The sequence below is a fragment of the Stenotrophomonas sp. CASM106 genome (genome assembly GCF_049384825.1).
In the GTDB taxonomy this organism is placed as follows: domain Bacteria; phylum Pseudomonadota; class Gammaproteobacteria; order Xanthomonadales; family Xanthomonadaceae; genus Stenotrophomonas; species Stenotrophomonas muris.
In genome coordinates, this window is record NZ_JBMRFS010000054.1 from 1 (window position 1) to 457 (window position 457).

The 457-nt window shown below is 56.2% G+C and carries 1 protein-coding gene; it reads right to left on the minus strand.

The genetic code is table 11. From position 1 onward, the window contains the following. On the minus strand, positions 1 to 442 hold a 442-nt coding region (locus VG556_RS22490), incomplete at its 3' end, for a DUF3748 domain-containing protein (protein WP_423180065.1). Between the last annotated feature and the right edge of the window lie 15 nt (positions 443 to 457).

The following is a 457-nucleotide window of genomic DNA, read 5'->3' on the forward strand; positions in this document are numbered from 1 at the left end:
GATTACAGCGCACCCAGTGGCGCGGGACGTTGACTAACCCCGGATAAGCCCAATGGTGGGTAAAGGTTAAACGTCGCTGCACGACGCCACGCGGTGGCGCGGGCAGGGTTGTTTCCGTTCCGCTTAACGGCGCATCACCTGCCGCTTTCCAGCCAGCTTCATCTTGCGGTAACTCAACGATAAACAGCTCCGGCACTTTCTCGCCCTTTGGCGAAAGTGTGTCGCCAATAAATGCCAGCGCGTGATTTCCTACCCATCCTTCTTCATAAGCACGATTGATTTCATCACTGCCAGGCTGTGGCGTGGGCGTGGTTTTGCTCACCAGCACGCACCAGTGGCTACCGCTGTATTCACGCGGATGCTGCTTTTGTACGTTGACCGGGCCAAACGGCGCAGCAACACCGACGTTTCGCAAATCCAGCGCCGGATCGAGTTCATGCATTACATGGTCGTTATA